Genomic DNA, 16823 nt, shown 5'->3' with positions numbered 1-16823 from the left:
CAACTATGCAACTTCTAAAATTTAGCCTTACTGTTCTAGAACTCTTGCTATTTGCCTATTTGTCTTTTAGCGTTTTATACCTTTTTATATTTTCTATAGCAGGGCTTTTTAAACCACAACTAAAAAGCAAATCTATTTCTAAAGTAGAGCGGAAGTTTGCGGTGCTGATCCCCGGATATAAAGAAGATGCAGTAATTATAGAAGTCGCTAAAAAAGCGCTGGAACAAAGTTATGATAAGGCCAAGTTTGATGTTGTGGTAATTGCCGATTCTTTTGAGCAAGAAACCCTAAAAACATTAGAGACCTTACCCATCACTTTGATCAAAGTTTCGTTTGAAACAAGTACCAAATCCAAAGCATTAAATGCTGCGATGGCACAAATAGGTGATAGCTATGATGTGGCTTTAATATTAGATGCTGATAATATTATGGAATATGATTTCATCTATAAAATGAACCTTGCTTTTAACCATGGATTTAAAGTAGTACAAGGACACCGCGTAGCTAAAAACACCAATACCTCTTTTGCTATTTTAGATGCAATAAGCGAAGAGGTTAATAATCATATTTTTAGAAAAGGACATCGCGTTTTAGGCTTTTCTTCTGCACTTATAGGCTCAGGAATGGCTTTCGACTATCAATTTTTTAAGTCCACTATGGCCAATATAAAGGCAATAGGCGGCTTTGACAAAGAATTGGAATTAACCTTGTTGCGAGACGGGGAAACTATTGAATATCTACATGATGCCCTAGTATTAGATGAGAAAGTTCAAAAGGCAGCTGTTTTTGCGAACCAACGAAAAAGATGGCTTTCTGCACAATTTGTCTATTTTAAACGATTTTTTTGGTCAGGTATAAAAGCACTTTTTCTAAAAGGTAATTTAGATTTTTTTGATAAGGTATACCAGATGATTGCACCTCCCAGAGTTTTATTAGCAGGTTTAGTTACTATACTAACGCTAATTTCTGTAGTAGTTCAGTTATTTTTTCCAGAATTAAGCACCTTATTTGCAATACCCTCATTGGTATGGCAAGCTACTTTTGGTATAGTAGTAATAGCTTTTTTAGGTGCCATTCCACGTGCATTCTATACCCGTAAAACTTTAATGGCATTACTGACTTTACCAAAAGCTTTTGCTCTTATGTTTCTATCGCTTTTTAAACTTAAAGGAGCAAATAAAAAATTTATACATACACAACACGGTACCCTAAACAGTTAAATCTTCCAGACATGAAAATAGGAATAGAAGGTCAGCGGCTTTATCGGAAAAAGAAACACGGTATGGATATGGTAGCTTTAGAGCTCATTAAAAACCTCCAGCAAATAGATACTGTAAACGAATACGTCATCTTTGTAAAACCAGATGAAGACAATACGTGTATTCCCGTTTCAGAGAATTTTAAAATTATAGAACTAAGCGCTCCTTTTGGGTATCCAGGATGGGAACAAATAGCACTGCCTAGAGCAGCTTATAAAGAAGGCTGTGATGTACTACATTGTACCAGTAATACAGGACCTCTCTTTTCTAAAGTTCCTTTGATCACCACCTTGCATGATATTATTTATTTAGAGCGTATCAGTATTTTAAGTAAAGAAGGCACTTGGTATCAAAAACTAGGAAATATGTACCGCAGATGGTTTGTTCCATCAGTCATTAAAAAAAGTAAAAGGGTCATTACCGTATCCAATTACGAAAAGGATCGGATCAATACGTATTTTGGTTTTACCGATAATCGGTTAAGTGCCGTTTACAATGGAGTAGGAACTCATTTTAGACAGGTAACCAATGCTGGTGTTTTAAACTCAATTAAGGAGAAATATCAATTACCAGATCATTTTTTCTTTTTCTTAGGCAATACCGATCCTAAAAAAAATACCAAAGGCGTATTGGAGGCTTATGGCAATTTTAACCAGATGTCACCAGATGCATACCAATTAGTACTATTAGATTATGATGAAGCAGCACTTCAAAAACTTCTTTATTCCATTAATAGACCAGAGCTAAGAAAAAATATTCATTTATTGGGCTATGTGCCCAACATGGAACTCCCTGCAATCATTAGTCAATGCACAATTTTCCTTTATCCTTCATTACGAGAAAGTTTTGGCATTCCTATTTTAGAAGGTATGGCTTGTGGTGTTCCTGTAATTACATCCAATACCTCCTCTATGCCAGAAGTAGCTGGCGATGATGCTGCATTAATTATAGATCCCTTTAGCCCCGACCAGATTACAGCAGCAATGCAAGTACTAGTAAATGATAAAGCTTTGGCAAACGTACTCTCAGAACGAGGAATTTTAAGGGCAAAAGAATTTTCTTGGGCAATAATGTCCCAAAATATTTTGGCCTTGTATCAAGAGGTATATCACGAATTAAAATTGGATTTAGATGATTAAAGACAAACACATACTCATTATTAGTATTCAAGACTGGGATATTGAAATAGGCAGTAATTGTAAAAATATAGCTACAGAATTCGCTAAGCACAACAAAGTTCTTTATGTAAACCCGCCAATGGATCGCATTTCTTCTAAGCGAGAAAAAAACACTAAAAAAATAAAAAAACGTATAAGAATTAAAAATGGGTTAGAAGAAAACTTAGTACAAATACATAAAAACCTTTGGAATTTATATCCCAAAACTATGATAGAGTCTATTAACTGGCTTCCTATACATTCTCTTTTTAAGGTGCTGAACAGAAGAAACTCCAATCTTTTTGCTAAAGAAATCCGCAAAGCTATGGACTTTTTAAATTTTCAGGATGTTATTCTGTTCAATGATAGTTCTATGTTTTTGGGCTATCACTTAAAAGAAATACTGAAGGTGAAGTTATATGCCTATTATATGAGAGATTATTTAATAAAAGTTCCGTATTGGAAAAGGCATGGGCAAATTATAGAACCAAAATTAATTGAGAAAGCAGATCTTGTATTGAACAATTCTGCGCTATATGCAGAATACGGAGCTAAGTACAACCCTAAAAGTTTTATGGTAGGACAAGGATGCGATATTTCATTATTTAATGATGAAGATGGTTCTATTTCAATTGCTAAAGACCTAAATCATATTCCAAAACCGATTATAGGTTATGTAGGATTTATTACAGCAATGCGTTTAGATATTGCTCTTTTAAAATATATCGCAAAAAACAGAGAAGACTGGAGCATTGTGCTTGTAGGACCTGAAGATTATGAGTTTAGCAATTCTGAATTACATGAAATAGACAATGTCTACTTTTTGGGAAGTAAGGAAGTGGCAACACTACCTTGCTATGTAAAAGGCTTTGATGTGGCCATTAATCCGCAATTGGTGAATGATTATACCATAGGGAATTATCCTAGAAAAATTGATGAATATTTGGCCATGGGTAAACCTGTAGTAGCTACGGCAACCAAAGCTATGGAAATGTTTGCGGAGCAGGTGTATTTGGCATCTTCAAAAGAAGGATATATAGAGTCCATTAGTAGAGCACTTTCAGAAGATTCTCAAAAACGTAAAGAAAGTCGCATTGCATATGCAAAGGGACATACTTGGGAAAATAATGTTAAGACCATATATAATATCATAGAAAAAACGGTACAATGAGCATCAAAGAAAAAATAAAAAATAATGATAAGTTAAAACGATTTGTGCATTTTATGATGGTTCCTAAAGGACAGGCACGTCCTAGAGCTTGGGTAAAATGGTTTGTAAACCCTTTCTATCATAAAAAAGGAAAAGGAAGTAGTATCTGCAGAAGAACACGGATGGATATAATGCCTTGGAATAGATTTGAATTGGGCGATTATGCCACGGTAGAAGACTTTTCTACCATAAATAATGGTGTTGGAGATGTTATTATTGGTAAGAGAGGGCGCATAGGTTTAGGGAATACTGTGATTGGTCCGGTAGTTTTAGAAGATGATGCCCGTACTGGGCAAAACGTGGTACTTTCTGGATTAAATCACCTCTATGAAGATATAGCAGTTCCTTTTCATGAACAAGGAGTAATAATGAAACCCATAATTATAGAAGAAAGTGCGTGGATAGGAGCTAATTCTACTATTGTAGCTGGTGTTACTGTGGGGAAACACTGTGTAATAGGGGCTGGGAGTGTTGTCACTAAAGATATTCCTCCCTATTCAGTTGCAGTAGGTAATCCAGCACGAGTTGTAAAACAATATAATCACCATACTGGAGAATGGGAAGCTGTACAGAAAAAACAAATTCTTACGGCCTAAAAAAAATAGAGCGTTATGGAGGTATTAAAAATCATATTTTGGGTAGCATTGTTCATTATCTTTTATTCTTATTTAGGATATGGTATCTTACTTTTTATCATTATAAAAATCAGAAGAGTATTTGGCTTAGGAAAAGCCTTTGAAGGAAATGAAGCTTATGAGCCGGAAGTAACTTTATTTGTTGCGGCCTATAACGAGAAAGATTATTTAGAGGCAAAAGTATCTAATTCGCAAAGTTTAAATTATCCGCAGCATAAGGTTACGCAATTATGGGTAACAGATGGTTCTGATGATGGTACTCCAGAACTACTAAAAAAATATAAAGATGTTCGCGTTTTGCACGAGCCTGCTCGTAATGGAAAAATAGCTGCAATGAATCGAGGCATGAAACAGGTAACTACGCCTATTGTTATTTTTTCTGATGGGAATACCAATTTAGGTACTAATGCTATTAAAGAAATTGTTCGGTTGTTTAGAGACCCCAAAGTAGGTTGTGTATCTGGTGAAAAAAGAATTTATGCTAAAGAAGCAGATACAGCAGCAGGTGCAGGAGAAGGCATGTATTGGAAATACGAATCGCAGCTTAAAAAATGGGATGCAGAGCTATATTCGGTAGTAGGGGCCGCAGGAGAACTTTTTGCCATCCGTACAGAACTTTGGCAAGAGGTAGAAAAAGATACCCTTCTAGATGATTTTATGATTTCGTTGCGTGTTGCTATGAAAGGACATACTATACAATACAACCCTGAGGCTTATGCCATAGAAAATGCATCAGCAAATGTAAAAGAAGAACTAAAGCGAAAAATAAGAATAGCAGCGGGAGGAATACAATCTGTAGTTCGTTTACGTGCTTTACTAAACATCTTTAAATACGGTACCTTATCATTCCAATATATTTCACATCGCGTATTACGATGGACCTTAACGCCACTTTTACTTTTAGTATTAATCCCTGTCAATCTCATATTAGCAAAAGAAGAAGGCTTTTTTTCCTTGTCTATTTTTAGTGTATTATTTTGGTGTCAAGCTGCATTTTATACGGCTGCATTATTAGGATGGTTTTTAGAAAATAGAAAGGTTAGATTAAAAATACTTTTTATACCCTATTACTTTTTTATTATGAACTTATCTGTATTCTTAGGATTTGCTAGGTATTTAAAAGGCAATCAATCTGTAAATTGGGAACGCGCCAAAAGAGGATCAAGCGAACAAATGGTAGCTTAGTTTTTTGCTAGTGGAACAGAAAAGCTAAAGCTGCTGCCAACACCCAGCGTACTCTCTACCCAAAGTGTGCCCTTGTTTTTCAAAATAAAATCTTGACAGAGAATTAAACCAAGTCCGGTACCAGCCTCTTGCGCCGTACCTTCTTTAGAGAAATGTTGTTTTGTATTTAAAACCTTCGGCAGGTCTTCTTTAGAAATCCCTACACCACTATCAGAAATAGCTATATTCCAGAACTCCTTTTCTAACTGAGCAGAAATAGAAATAGTGCCATCAACAGGGGTAAATTTTATAGCATTAGAGAGTAAATTTCTTAGCACTGTCTTAATCATATTCATATCAGCATAAACAGTAGCTTCTTTTGGAATAACAATTTGTAGTTTTATATGCTTGGTTTCCAATGCCAGTTTTTGAATCCGTACACATTGTTCAACTAGCGTGAGAAGACTTAGCTCTTCTTTTATAATACTAAGGGAACCACTTTCGGACTTTGCCCATCCCAAAAGATTGTCTAAAAGATTAAATGCTTCGTTTGTAGTTGCGTTTAAATCATAAACAGTTTTGTTTATAAAGTTATCATCTTTTGGGTCTATAATTCCTCTAAGAATAAAATCTAATTGCATTTTTATAGCACTCAAAGGAGATCTAAGATCATGTCCGATGATAGAGAATAAACGACTTTTTAATGCATTTTCTTTTTTAAGGTCAGCTGCTTGTTTCGCTAATTTCTTTTTAGCTTCGCTATGGCTCAGATGGGTTTTTATTCTGGCTTGGAGTTCAGGCTTGTTAAAAGGTTTGGTTACATAGTCCACACCGCCAAGTTCAAAACCTTTTACCTTATTTTCTGTTTTCCCCATTCCAGTGATAAAAATAATAGGAATGTTTTTTAAGGTAGACTCCGCTTTAATAAGTGTACAAAGTTCAAATCCATCCATATAGGGCATTCTAACATCTAAAAGAATTACATCCGGAATGTTTTTCTGCAAAAGAGCTAAGGCCTCTTTGCTATGTTGAATCGCCAAAACATCACAATCAATTTCTGTAATCGAAAATTTTAGAAGTTCTAGATTCATTGCCTCATCATCAACACAAGCAATTAAAGGTTTTTTGGCAGAGACCTTGTTCATTAAGATACGTTTATATAAGTGTATAACCTCGGGGCAAGTCCACGAAGCATTAAAAGTAATAATTCACATTGATTTCGACATAAGCGTCGGGGCATTTTAAATCTCGATTATCGAGTAAAAGTAGGAAATTATTTCAATATGTATAAACGTAGTACTTTTTTCTGTAAATGGGAATTGAAGTTGTTTCCATACTTTATAGTTATAAATTGATATTTAAGTGACGCCTACCACACGAAAAGACTATTTCACAACAATGTTTTAAAATTTATTAAATGTAAGATTATATTTACAATTAAAGAATTCAGATAATTTTATTTAGAATAGTATGGACTGTATTTTAGTTACTGGAGGCGCCGGTTTTATAGGTGCTAATTTTATTCCTTTTTATTTGGAACACAACCCAAATGTACACCTTGTAAATCTGGATATTCTCAGCTATGCAGGTGATGAGGCGAACTTAAAGGAAGTAGCTAATCATCCACGATATAGCTTTGAAAAAGGAGATATATGCGATAGGAACCTTATAGAAGCATTATTTAAAAAGTACGATTTTAAAGGAATAATCCATTTTGCGGCAGAGTCTCATGTAGATAATTCTATTACAAATCCTGATGCATTTATACAGACTAATATTTTAGGAACATTTAACCTCATAGATACTGCAAAAAAACACTGGATGGTAGCGCCTGGCGTGTACCATACCGATTATAGTAGTTGTCGTTTTCATCATGTTTCTACAGATGAGGTATATGGTACTTTAGGAGAAACGGGGTTATTTTTAGAAACAACGCCATATGCGCCTAATAGCCCATATAGTGCCTCTAAGGCATCGTCAGATTTTATTGTAAGAAGCTATTTTCACACATTTGGGATGGATGTGGTCACTACCAATTGCTCTAATAACTATGGTCCAAAACAACATAATGAAAAGCTAATACCAACGATCATTAGAAAAGCCTTAACGGGTGAAGATATTCCTATTTATGGTGATGGTTCTAATATTAGAGATTGGTTGTATGTACTAGATCATTGTACTGGTATAGCATTAGCTTATGAAAAAGGTAAATCTGGAGAAACCTATAATATTGGTGGTAGAAATGAACGAACCAATCTTTATATAGCAAATAAAATATGTGAACTTTTAGATGAAATTTCACCTAAAAATAGCAGCGCCAGTTATAAGGAACAAATTACGTACGTTAAAGATAGAGCAGGACATGACTTTAGGTATGCTATAGACGCTAGCAAGTTAGAAAATGAATTGGGCTGGAAAGCCAATGAGAATTTTGAGACTGGGATACTAAAAACGATCACTTGGTATTTAAATAAGTTTAAAAATTTAAAAAAAGAACAGCTAGCATAAGCAATTAATAACCATAATAACCAAAGACGATGAAAGGAATAATACTAGCAGGTGGTTCCGGAACAAGATTACACCCTTGTACGCTAGCCGTAAGTAAACAGTTAATGCCTATATATGATAAACCTATGATTTATTATCCGCTTTCTACTTTAATGGAAGCTGGTATCTGGGAAATACTCATTATCTCTACCCCACATGATTTACCAATATTTGAAAAACTTTTAGGAGATGGTAGAAAATACGGATGTATCTTTAAGTATGCCATACAAGAGGAACCTAAGGGTTTAGCAGAAGCTTTTATTATTGGCGAAGAATTTATTGGTAAAGATAAAGTAGCACTTATTTTAGGTGATAATATCTTTTATGGTACAGGATTGGAGAAATTACTTCAAGCTAACAATGATCCAGACGGTGCTATTATATACGCATACCATGTAACAGATCCTGAACGGTATGGCGTGGTAGATTTTGATGATGATTATAAGGTGATTTCTATAGAAGAAAAGCCAGCAAATCCAAAATCAAATTATGCAGTTCCAGGGATTTATTTTTATGATAATGATGTAGTAGAAATTGCAAAGAATACCAAACCAAGTGCAAGAGGCGAGCTAGAAATTACAGATATAAATAAGACCTATTTAGAGCGTGGAAAACTAAATGTTAGTATCTTAGACCCAGGTACAGCATGGTTAGATACAGGAACCTTTAATTCTTTAATGCAAGCCTCGCAATTTGTGCAGGTTATAGAAGAAAGGCAAGGTTTAAAAATTGGCGCTATTGAGTCTGCTGCCTATAAAATGGGTTACATTACTAAAAATCAGTTTAAAAAACTCACTGCACCATTTGTTAAGAGTGGTTACAGTGCTAAATTATTAGCCTTAGGTTAGGATATGAAAGTAGAAACTACAACTATTAAAGGTTGCTATTTATTAGCTCCTACTATTTTTAAGGATAAGCGAGGTTATTTTTTTGAGAGCTTCAACCAACAACAATTTGAAGAAGTTATTGGCACTGCAATCTCTTTTGTACAAGACAATCAGTCCAAATCATCTAGAGGTGTTTTAAGAGGGCTCCATTATCAAAAAGGGAAGTATGCGCAGGCAAAACTGGTGCGCGTTTTAGCCGGTAAGGTTTTGGATGTAGCGGTAGATTTGAGAAAAGATTCGCCCACATATAAAAATGTTTTTACCACCATACTTTCCTTAGAAAACAACAAACAATTATTTGTGCCCAAAGGCTGTGCCCATGGTTTTTTAACTTTAAGTGAAACGGCGACGTTTTTCTATAAGTGTGATAATTTTTATAATAAGGAATCGGAAGCTGGATTACGTTATGATGATCCAACATTTGCGATTGACTGGCCCATGAAAACTAAGGATTTAATTATATCAGAGAAAGACAAAATACTTCCATTTTTGAAGTATTCTGAAACAACAATACAATAACAAGTTAGCAGATGACAAAAGTATTAGTAACTGGAGCAAACGGACAACTTGGTTCAGCTTTAAAAGCTATAGCAAAAGCCTATAAGGGAGTTGCTTTTACGTATTGTACTTCTGGAACATTAAATATTACCAATGTATATTCAATAATGAAAGTGATTAGCTCAAATTCATTTGATTATTGTATTAATTGTGCTGCATATACCAATGTAGATAAAGCAGAAGATAATGTTGAGGAAGCCTTTGCTATAAATGCACTGGGTGTTGAAAACTTAGCTATTGCCTGCAATAATGCCAATATTACATTAATACATATTTCTACAGATTTTGTGTTTTCAGGAAAACAAAGCTATCCTTACGGAGAAATGGAGCAAACAGAACCTTTAAATATCTACGGGAAATCTAAACTAAAAGGAGAAAAGAATATAGAAAGGCATCTAAGTGAATACTATACGCTAAGAACCTCTTGGCTCTATTCTGAATTTGGCACTAATTTTATGAAATCTATGCTTAAACTTGGTAGCGAGCGAGAAAAACTTTCAGTGGTTTCTGACCAAGTTGGTTCTCCAACCTATGCTGTAGATTTAGCTAAATTTATCATACATCTTATACAAAATGATACTACCGAATATGGAATATATCATTACAGTAATGAAGGTGAGGCCAGCTGGTACGATTTTGCCAGAGCAATATTCCAAAAAGCGGATCTTAAAGTAGCGCTAAAGCCCATACAATCTTCCGAATATCCTTTACGGGCTAAAAGACCTGTTTATAGTGTTTTAGACAAAACAAAGTTGAAAAAGAGTTTTAATATCGCTATTCCTCATTGGAAGGATAGTTTGGATATTGCTTTGAAGAAAAATTTGCTATAAAATTATACAGATGTTTGAAAGGACCTTAGACTGAGAATAAAAAATCAGGAACTCTTAAAGCGTTACTTCATTATACTTCTTCCTCATACAATTTAACCCCGTTTTTTAATTTCTGTCGTATCCTTTTTCGGAGCAATTGTGGTTTTAAAACTTCAATAGCATCGCCAAAACCTAGAATCATGCGTTCTAACTCAAAATTGAGTTGCACAAAAATTTCAAATACAACGCCATCGTCTGTTTTTCTAAGGGTTTTTTGAGATTTGTGAAAGGGTTTTGTAATAACATATGGGGCATTTTTATGATCTATCCTAAATTCTATACGCTGCGCACGCATATTAGAAACGGTAACACCAATAACATCTTTATAATACATTTCTCCATTAAAATTTTCTTCTAAATAAGGAATAGCCGTATCATAATCAATAGCAATGATCCGATCTAAAGCAAAGTTTAAAACAGGTTTTGTGGGAGCAGTTTTGCCAACTACAAACCAACGGTTGTTATATTCCTTTAAGATAAAAGGGTGAAAAACAACCTCCGAAGCTTTTCGCGCCTTAAAAGATTTATACGTGATTTTTAATACCATCTTTTTTACAATAGCCTGATATAAAATATCTAAGTGCTCTAAGCCTTTTAAACTTTCATTTTTATCTAAATGAATAATAGGAGACTGCTGTGTTTTCTCGGTATATACCTTATCTTCTAGCCGTTGTATAATGCCTCCTAATTCTGAAAACAAAGAAAAATCTTTAAACTGTTTTAGCATTTCAACAGTTTCAGAAAGTACATTCATATCATTTTCATTCAACGGAATATCGGTTATGGAATAGGCTTCATCTTCATATTTATAGTATTTTTTATCATATACGACTATAGGGGCATTATACCCCAATTTATCACTACGCATTAATTGTATATCTAATTGTACAGTTCTTTTACTTACATTTATTGCTCTCCCTTCATATTCATATAGCGTATCCGAACAAGCAGCAATTAAATCGTCTAACGTCCATTTCCGATAGGAGTTTTGTAAGCATTTATCAATGGTTTTATATCGGATTAATGCGTTTTTATTGAGGGCCATAGGTATAAAATTTTCAGAAATATAATAATTATCAATATCTACGCAAAATAATTGCGTAGCTCTGTATCATTTTTGTATCAGAATTAAAACAAACCCTCTTTAGCTTAAAAGGAAGAGCTGTGGAAAAAGAAATTATCGTAGCCATGGAGTGATTGGATAATGTTGTTAGCAGTACACTTGTTAATGAAATAGATTTTGCAGAAGCACCGAAATAGACAAGATCTAAAGTAGGGAAGCGCATTTGGAGCCAATCTGTTTACTTAAAAAGTAAAAGTCTCAGTTCGAATCTGGGAAGAGGGACAAATACATTTTGACAAAGAATATTTACCTACGCAAAATAATTGCGTAGTACTAAATCATATTTGTATCAGAATCATAAAGAAGTCTTTATAGAAAGACAGTAGTAGTACTCCGCTCAACAAGGAGTGGGCGGAGTTTAAAGTAGAAGAATAATGGATTTACAAAAGAATTTTTTAGCAGATATTTATTTAGAAAAGAATAGAGCGTTTTGGCAAGATTTAGAAAAATTTTGTGTTGCCGAATGTTGTGGAATTGATGCTTTTGATTTTTCAAAAGAAGCAATAGAGAAGACCATACCATTTTACGATAAAGAAGCAATTATCAAAAATTTGAATTTGCTTTTAAATGAAATTGAAGTAGCTGATTTAAAATACGTTTCAAGTAGCATATTCAATGAATATTCAAAAAAAATAGCATTTGTAGCACTTATTAAAGAGATTAAAAAAAATATTATATAATGGAAAACAAAACACAAGTTACAGGACACGATTTAATTAAATTAGGATTCAGACAAGGAAAATGGATGCAAGAGGCATTATTATATATTAATGCGCATCAATTAGAAGGAGATGAATTAATAACATATTTAGAGCAATTTAAAGTGCCAGATCCAATAGGTTTACATAAAGATGCAGTTCCTTTTTCAATTAATATTAAAGCAGAAAATGAATTAGAAGAGGATAATGTTGAAAAAGTAATTACTTCTATGGAGGTATTGCTAAAAACGCCAACATTAGTAGGAGGTGCATTAATGCCAGATGCTTGCCCAACAGGACCGGCTGGTATTATTCCTGTTGGAGGTGTTGTGGTAGCAAAAAATGCCATCCACCCAGGGATGCATAGTGCCGATATTTGCTGCTCTGTAATGTTAACCGATTTTGGAAAAGTAGCCCCCAAAGCAGTATTAGATGCTGCGCATAGTATTACACATTTTGGCCCAGGCGGGCGCGATAGAAATACACAGTTTAGATTCCCAGCAGATTTATTAGCGGAAATAGAAGCAAACTATTTTTTAAATGATCAAAAATGTATTTCAGCAGCAAGAAGTCATTTAGGAACGCAAGGCGATGGTAACCATTTTTTATTTGTAGGAACGTCTAAAAAAACAGGAAATACGATGTTAGTTACCCATCACGGGAGTAGAGGTTTTGGTGCTAATTTATATTCTAAAGGGATGAAAGTAGCTGAGCGCTTTAGAAAAGAGCTATCTCCGGATACTTTAAAACAAAATGCTTGGATTCCTTTTGATACAGAAGAGGGTGCTGCCTATTGGGACGCTTTACAAATTGTAAGAAAATGGACGAAAAAGAACCATGAGGTATTGCATGATGCAACCTTAGAGAAATTAGGAATAGAAAAAGAAAACCGATTCTGGAACGAGCATAATTTTGTTTTTAAAGAAGGCGATTTGTTTTACCATGCTAAGGGAGCAACACCTTTAGATAAAAAGTTTATGCCCGATATTACTGGGCCTAGATTAATTCCTTTAAACATGAGCGAACCTGTTTTGATTGTAGAAGGGGAAACTACGCAAAGCAACTTGGGTTTTGCGCCACATGGTGCGGGTAGAAATGTGAGTAGAACCCAACATAGAAAAAGCAAAATAGGAACGATACAGGAGATTTTTAATGAAGAAACAGCAGGATTAGATATTCGGTTTTTCTCAGAAGAAATTGATATTACAGAGTTGCCTAGTGCTTATAAAAATGCTGCAACGGTTAGAAAGCAAATGGAGGAGTATAATTTAGGAAAAGTAATTGATGAGGTGATGCCTTATGGTTGTATTATGGCTGGCGACTGGCAGAAGAATGCACCGTGGAAGAAAAGAAGAGAGAAAAGGAGAAATAAGAGAGGATAGCCTTTGGTATGCTCTCTTTTAAAAAAATAAAAAAATGGAAGTTTTAAAAAGTAAAATATTTCAAAAACTCTTAGATGCAATAGCAGAAAAAGGAGGGCTTGCCATGTTGATAGGCGGAGCGGTTATAGATAGTATAAACAGGCTTCCATTAAAAGATATCGATATTGAAGTTTACAAACTATCATATGCGCAATTAGTTCTTTTAGTTGAAGAATTGGGACTGCCTTGTAATATATTAGGAAAATCTTTTGGAGTTATTAAAACAGTAATAGCGAATACAGAAATTGATATCTCTATTCCAAGACGAGAGAATAAAATAGGCGTTGGACACAAAGGTTTTAAGGTTGAATTAGATGAGAAAATGACACCAGCTGAAGCAGGGAAACGAAGAGATCTTACAATAAATAGTATGTATAAAAACTTGCATACTGGAAATCTTGTAGATCCTTTTAATGGTCTTGAAGATTTAGAAAAAGGAATCATAAGAGCTACAGATGAAAATACATTTATAGAAGATCCCTTACGGGTATTACGTATTATGCAATTACTACCAAGAAAAGGAAAAGAGGTTGCTATAGATACAATGAGATTGTGCCGGTCCATGGTACATACTTTTTCTGAGTTACCTAAAGAACGTGTTTTTGTGGAATGGGAAAAGTTATTATTAAAGGCAGATAAACCATCTATGGGATTAGATTTTTTAAAAGCATCAGGTTGGATAATACATTTTCCGGAACTAAAGAATCTTATTGGATGCCTTCAAAACCCTATTTGGCATCCTGAAGGAGATGTTTGGATTCATACTAATATGGTTTTAGATAATGCTGCTAAATTAAGACACTTAATACCAGAAGAATGGAAATTGGCGTATATGTTTGGTGCATTGTTGCATGATGTAGGTAAACCAAAAACAACTACACCAGATTTGAAGTCTTATGGGCATGATATTGCTGGAATTAAAATTTCAGAAATTTTTATGAAACGAATCACAAATGACAAAGATTTAATCAAAAAAGTAACTACTATAGTAGGTTTACATATGCGCCCTGGACAGTTATATCGTTCTGAAGCAAAGCTAGGAGCTTGGAAAAGATTACATAATAAATGTAGATTAGATATCTTAGGATGGCAAAGTAAGGCAGATTCTGCCGGAAGAACAGGGAGAAATGTTATTACAGATCCTCATGAGGTGTCCGAGAAATGCTTTAAGCTATTCAAAGAATTTGGAAAAACTGAAATTCAGCCTTTAGTAAAAGGAAGAGATTTAATAGCCTTGGGATTAAAGCCATCTCAAAATTTTAAACACATTTTAAATACCTGCTATGAAAAGCAATTGGATGGCTTTAGTAAAGAAGATATCATCCAGAGTATTAAAATAAATAGAAAAAATGAAAACTAAAATACTGGAAAAACTTTCTGAAATAGAGAAAGAAAAAGAGATAGAAATATTATTTGCAGTAGAATCTGGAAGCAGGGCTTGGGGCTTTGCTTCTCCAGATTCTGACTATGATATTCGGTTTGTGTACAGGCATAAAAAAGAATGGTACTTAAATCTTTGGGAGCAAAAAGATAGCATCCAATTTATGACAGCAGATGATTTGGATGGTTCGGGTTGGGATATCCGAAAGGCGTTAAAGCTATTAGCCAAATCTAACGCGTCATTCTTAGGATGGTTATTTTCTCCTATTGTATATCGTACAAAAGGTACTTTTTTGGAAGAAATACGAGTATTAGCAGAAAATAACTTTAATCCAGTATCTGGGTTCTTTCATTACCATAGCATGAATAAAGGTTTTGAAGAAACACTTGGTACAGAAAGCATGACTTTAAAAAGTTATTTTTATGCCATCCGTACAGCATTATGTGCAAAATGGGTGTTAGAAAAGGAGACAATCCCGCCTGTAGCATTCAAAGATTTGTATGTGTTACTAGAACCTGAAAATCATAAAATGATGGATGAGTTGATTTTGCTAAAAAGTAAGCATATTGAAAAAAGTAATGAACCAGTCGATACACTTTTGTTAAAATTAGTAACAAGAATAGCTACTGAAAATGAATTGCATAAAAACAATATCATACACAGAAAACCGAATCCAGAAGAATTCAATACATTCTTCTTAAAATCAATATAAAAATGACACTAGAAGAATTAAAAAATTCTGGACATATAATTTTTGAATGTATTAGTGGCAGTAGAGCTTATGGCTTAGATACTGCCACTTCTGATACAGATATAAGAGGTGTTTTTATTTTACCAAAAGAGCAGTTTTATGCATTAGACTATATAGAACAGATAAATAATGAAACAAATGATATTGTTTATTATGAACTGCGGAAGTTTATAGCGCTTTGTTCAAAAAACAACCCTAATATTTTAGAACTATTAAATGTTCCAGACAAATGTGTGTTGTACAAGCATCCCATATTCGATCAAATAAAAATGGATTCTTTTTTATCCAAACAATGCGAAAAATCATTTGCTAATTATGCTTTTACACAAATTAAAAAAGCTAGAAGTCTAGAAAAGAAAATTGTAAACCCAGTAGAAAAGGAACGAAAATCGGTTTTAGACTTTTGCTTTGTATATAATAACAATAGCTCGATACCCTTAAAAGAATTTTTAACGGATAGGAATTTAAAACAAGAAAACTGTGGAATAACAAATATTCCTCACTTAAAAGATTGTCACAATCTATATCATAGTTTAGCGATTTCTTATAAAGGAATTATGAAAAGTAACAAAGCAAATGAAGTAGCCTTAAGTGCTATTCCAAAAGGGGAAGAAGCAATTGCACTTCTTTTCTTTAATAAAGATGGCTATTCTAGTTACTGCAAGAAATACAAGGAATATTGGGATTGGGTAAAAAAAAGAAATGAAGAGCGGTATAAGACTACTGTTTCGCATGGGAAAAACTATGACTCAAAAAATATGATGCATACGTTTAGATTGCTACATATGGCTAAAGAAATTGCAAAAGAAGGACGTGTAAATGTGCTCAGAGCAGACCGAGAATATCTGTTAAGAATTAAAAACGGAGATTTTGAATATGATGCTCTTGTTCGTGAATCAGAAAAGATAAAAACCGAATTAGAAGAATTTTATCACAATTCAAATTTACCAGAAAGACCAGATTTAGGAAAGATAAATAACCTGTTAGTTAAAATTAGAAATCAATACTATAAAAATTAAAGTTATAAATATGAATTTTAGTAAATCACATATAAAAAAGGATGCTGAAAAGCTATTTCTCCTTGTTGAGAAATAGATAAAACTTTAAAAAAAGATATAATCACAAAAGCGTCCACCAAAAATGTACGCTTTTTTTATGTTTTT

At 33.8% G+C, this 16823-nt stretch carries 16 protein-coding genes; 14 read left to right on the top strand and 2 right to left on the bottom strand.

The window, feature by feature from the left end; all coding sequences use genetic code 11:
• The first annotated feature begins 5 nt into the window (after positions 1-5).
• Genes ACZ451_RS04930 through ACZ451_RS04910 form a run of 5 tightly spaced genes read left to right on the top strand, consistent with a single transcriptional unit; the run spans position 6 to position 5446 of the window.
• Positions 6-1220: a glycosyltransferase family 2 protein gene (locus ACZ451_RS04930; protein ID WP_464215991.1), complete on the top strand. Its 1215-nt coding sequence runs from the start codon at positions 6-8 to the stop codon at positions 1218-1220.
• 11 nt (positions 1221-1231) lie between these two features.
• Positions 1232-2398 carry a glycosyltransferase family 4 protein gene (locus tag ACZ451_RS04925; RefSeq protein WP_464215990.1) on the top strand — a complete coding sequence of 389 codons (1167 nt, stop codon included), beginning with the start codon at positions 1232-1234 and terminating at the stop codon, positions 2396-2398.
• Positions 2391-3587, top strand: a complete 1197-nt coding sequence (locus ACZ451_RS04920; RefSeq protein WP_464215989.1) for a glycosyltransferase — start codon at positions 2391-2393, stop codon at positions 3585-3587. Before ACZ451_RS04925 ends, ACZ451_RS04920 begins: the two co-directional genes overlap by 8 nt.
• Complete coding sequence (locus ACZ451_RS04915; protein ID WP_464215988.1) at positions 3584-4222, top strand: acyltransferase; 639 nt, start codon at positions 3584-3586, stop codon at positions 4220-4222. The genes ACZ451_RS04920 and ACZ451_RS04915 overlap by 4 nt, the downstream gene beginning before the upstream one ends.
• Positions 4223-4237: 15 nt before the next feature.
• Positions 4238-5446, top strand: coding sequence for a glycosyltransferase family 2 protein (locus ACZ451_RS04910; RefSeq protein ID WP_464215987.1), 1209 nt, complete (start codon positions 4238-4240; stop codon positions 5444-5446).
• Here the strand turns inward: ACZ451_RS04910 and ACZ451_RS04905 are convergent.
• Positions 5443-6570, bottom strand: coding sequence for a hybrid sensor histidine kinase/response regulator (locus ACZ451_RS04905; RefSeq protein ID WP_464215986.1), 1128 nt, complete (start codon positions 6568-6570; stop codon positions 5443-5445). The two genes, ACZ451_RS04910 and ACZ451_RS04905, sit on opposite strands and share 4 nt — an antisense overlap.
• Positions 6571-6895: 325 nt before the next feature.
• Between ACZ451_RS04905 and rfbB the strand changes: the two genes are divergently transcribed.
• The 4 genes from rfbB to rfbD are packed head-to-tail and all read left to right on the top strand — an operon-like array spanning position 6896 to position 10247.
• Entirely contained in the window at positions 6896-7933 is a 1038-nt protein-coding gene (gene rfbB / locus ACZ451_RS04900) for a dTDP-glucose 4,6-dehydratase (protein ID WP_464215984.1), read from the top strand.
• Positions 7934-7962: 29 nt separating this feature from the next.
• On the top strand, positions 7963-8820 hold the full coding sequence (rfbA, locus tag ACZ451_RS04895; RefSeq protein WP_464215983.1) for a glucose-1-phosphate thymidylyltransferase RfbA: 858 nt from the start codon (positions 7963-7965) through the stop codon (positions 8818-8820).
• 3 nt (positions 8821-8823) lie between these two features.
• Positions 8824-9378: a dTDP-4-dehydrorhamnose 3,5-epimerase gene (gene rfbC, locus ACZ451_RS04890; RefSeq protein ID WP_464215982.1), complete on the top strand. Its 555-nt coding sequence runs from the start codon at positions 8824-8826 to the stop codon at positions 9376-9378.
• Positions 9379-9389: 11 nt separating this feature from the next.
• Complete coding sequence (gene rfbD, locus ACZ451_RS04885; RefSeq protein WP_464215981.1) at positions 9390-10247, top strand: dTDP-4-dehydrorhamnose reductase; 858 nt, start codon at positions 9390-9392, stop codon at positions 10245-10247.
• Between the two features lie 70 nt (positions 10248-10317).
• On the opposite strand, the gene ACZ451_RS04880 is transcribed toward rfbD, so the two are convergent.
• Complete coding sequence (locus ACZ451_RS04880; RefSeq protein WP_464215980.1) at positions 10318-11331, bottom strand: helix-turn-helix transcriptional regulator; 1014 nt, start codon at positions 11329-11331, stop codon at positions 10318-10320.
• Positions 11332-11783: 452 nt separating this feature from the next.
• Between ACZ451_RS04880 and ACZ451_RS04875 the strand changes: the two genes are divergently transcribed.
• The 5 genes from ACZ451_RS04875 to ACZ451_RS04855 are packed head-to-tail and all read left to right on the top strand — an operon-like array spanning position 11784 to position 16679.
• Positions 11784-12089, top strand: a complete 306-nt coding sequence (locus ACZ451_RS04875) for a DUF6331 family protein (protein ID WP_464215979.1) — start codon at positions 11784-11786, stop codon at positions 12087-12089.
• A complete protein-coding gene (locus ACZ451_RS04870) occupies positions 12089-13489 on the top strand; it encodes an RtcB family protein (protein WP_464215978.1) in 1401 nt (466 codons plus the stop codon). The genes ACZ451_RS04875 and ACZ451_RS04870 overlap by 1 nt, the downstream gene beginning before the upstream one ends.
• Before the next feature lie 34 nt (positions 13490-13523).
• On the top strand, positions 13524-14888 hold the full coding sequence (locus ACZ451_RS04865) for a CCA tRNA nucleotidyltransferase (protein WP_464215977.1): 1365 nt from the start codon (positions 13524-13526) through the stop codon (positions 14886-14888).
• The gene (locus tag ACZ451_RS04860; protein WP_464215976.1) at positions 14878-15621 is read left to right on the top strand and encodes a nucleotidyltransferase domain-containing protein; all 744 of its coding nucleotides are present in this window, start codon (positions 14878-14880) and stop codon (positions 15619-15621) included. The genes ACZ451_RS04865 and ACZ451_RS04860 overlap by 11 nt, the downstream gene beginning before the upstream one ends.
• Before the next feature lie 2 nt (positions 15622-15623).
• Positions 15624-16679 (top strand): nucleotidyltransferase domain-containing protein, encoded by a 1056-nt coding sequence (locus ACZ451_RS04855; protein ID WP_464215975.1) that lies wholly within the window; start codon positions 15624-15626, stop codon positions 16677-16679.
• Positions 16680-16823 lie beyond the last annotated feature (144 nt).

It is taken from the genome of Allocellulophaga tsushimaensis, from assembly GCF_055383085.1.
The sequence above is the reverse complement of the archived record's forward strand: the minus strand, read 5'-3'. Positions and strand labels throughout refer to the sequence as shown.

Coding starts and splice junctions, on each gene's coding strand:
- ACZ451_RS04860 (WP_464215976.1), top strand. CDS start 14,878: ATGAAAACTAAAATACTGGAAAAACTTTCTGAAATAGAGAAAGAAAAA.
- ACZ451_RS04925 (WP_464215990.1), top strand. CDS start 1,232: ATGAAAATAGGAATAGAAGGTCAGCGGCTTTATCGGAAAAAGAAACAC.
- ACZ451_RS04930 (WP_464215991.1), top strand. CDS start 6: ATGCAACTTCTAAAATTTAGCCTTACTGTTCTAGAACTCTTGCTATTT.
- ACZ451_RS04920 (WP_464215989.1), top strand. CDS start 2,391: ATGATTAAAGACAAACACATACTCATTATTAGTATTCAAGACTGGGAT.
- ACZ451_RS04865 (WP_464215977.1), top strand. CDS start 13,524: ATGGAAGTTTTAAAAAGTAAAATATTTCAAAAACTCTTAGATGCAATA.
- rfbC (WP_464215982.1), top strand. CDS start 8,824: ATGAAAGTAGAAACTACAACTATTAAAGGTTGCTATTTATTAGCTCCT.
- rfbD (WP_464215981.1), top strand. CDS start 9,390: ATGACAAAAGTATTAGTAACTGGAGCAAACGGACAACTTGGTTCAGCT.
- rfbA (WP_464215983.1), top strand. CDS start 7,963: ATGAAAGGAATAATACTAGCAGGTGGTTCCGGAACAAGATTACACCCT.
- rfbB (WP_464215984.1), top strand. CDS start 6,896: ATGGACTGTATTTTAGTTACTGGAGGCGCCGGTTTTATAGGTGCTAAT.
- ACZ451_RS04915 (WP_464215988.1), top strand. CDS start 3,584: ATGAGCATCAAAGAAAAAATAAAAAATAATGATAAGTTAAAACGATTT.
- ACZ451_RS04910 (WP_464215987.1), top strand. CDS start 4,238: ATGGAGGTATTAAAAATCATATTTTGGGTAGCATTGTTCATTATCTTT.
- ACZ451_RS04880 (WP_464215980.1), bottom strand. CDS start 11,331: ATGGCCCTCAATAAAAACGCATTAATCCGATATAAAACCATTGATAAA.
- ACZ451_RS04870 (WP_464215978.1), top strand. CDS start 12,089: ATGGAAAACAAAACACAAGTTACAGGACACGATTTAATTAAATTAGGA.
- ACZ451_RS04855 (WP_464215975.1), top strand. CDS start 15,624: ATGACACTAGAAGAATTAAAAAATTCTGGACATATAATTTTTGAATGT.
- ACZ451_RS04875 (WP_464215979.1), top strand. CDS start 11,784: ATGGATTTACAAAAGAATTTTTTAGCAGATATTTATTTAGAAAAGAAT.
- ACZ451_RS04905 (WP_464215986.1), bottom strand. CDS start 6,570: ATGAACAAGGTCTCTGCCAAAAAACCTTTAATTGCTTGTGTTGATGAT.